Genomic DNA, 1,060 nt, shown 5'->3' on the forward strand with positions numbered 1-1,060 from the left:
GCCGTGAGTTCCGGTTTGTTTAAATAACCTCTGGCAACTCCTGCTCCAGATACATACAGTTTTCCTGCAACTCCTATAGGCAATGGTTGCAATGACTCGTCTAAGATGTAAACCTGTGTGTTGGAAATCGGGCTTCCTATCGAAATATTTGAAGAATCTGGGTTGTCCCCTTTTTCAATTTTAAATATAGAAGCACAGATACTTGTTTCAGTTGGACCGTAAGCATTATAAAAGGTTCCATAATTTGAATATTCTCTAACCTTATCAAAATCTGCCGATTCTCCTGCGGTGATCAGACATTTAAAACCCTTTAAAGTTTCTATGTCTAATAATTTTAAATAAGCCGGTGGAAGTGTGCCAATCTCTATTTGATTTTCCTGAATAAAGTTTTCAAATAATTTCACATCCTTTCTCACTTTTTCTTCAACAACAAAAAGACAACTACCAGATAAAAGACTAATGAAAATTTCCGAAATAGAAGCATCAAAAGATAATGAGGCAAATTGCAGGCTGTTTTTAATCTTCTGAAGGTCAAACAATTCAATTTGCGCCAATATCGTATTTAAAATTCCTGAATGCTCTACCATCACCCCTTTAGGATTACCGGTAGTTCCTGAAGTATATATTACATACGCTAAATTATCCAGTTGGTGGATCTGGTTAAGATTTTTGTTTGTGTATCTAAATCTTTCAAAATCAAAAAGCATCATCACCTCCCCATCAATAACAATTTTACAGTTACTGTCCTTTTCTATGTAAGCAATCCTTTCCTCAGGGTAACCTGGATCGATTGGTACATAAGCTGCACCGGATTTTAGTATCCCTAAAATAGCCAGTATCATTTGCTCGCTTCGCTCTAACTTTATTCCGATCAGATCATCGGCTTGTATTTTGTAGGTTTCCCTTAGATAATGCGCTAATTGATTTGCTTTCTCGTTGAGTTGTTTATATGTCAATTCTACTCCTTCAAAAACAACAGCGATGTTGTCCGGAGTCTTATCGACTTGCTCCTCAAATAAACCGATGATGGTTTTATCTTTCGGATAATCAACTTTGCTAT

General features: G+C 36.2%; 1 protein-coding gene. It reads right to left on the reverse strand.

The window, feature by feature from the left end; all coding sequences use genetic code 11:
* On the reverse strand, nt 1–1,060 hold a 1,060-nt coding region (locus FN795_RS21355), incomplete at both ends, for an amino acid adenylation domain-containing protein (RefSeq protein ID WP_142452509.1).

The sequence above is a fragment of the Flavobacterium resistens genome, from assembly GCF_900182645.1.
Lineage (GTDB): Bacteria > Bacteroidota > Bacteroidia > Flavobacteriales > Flavobacteriaceae > Flavobacterium > Flavobacterium resistens.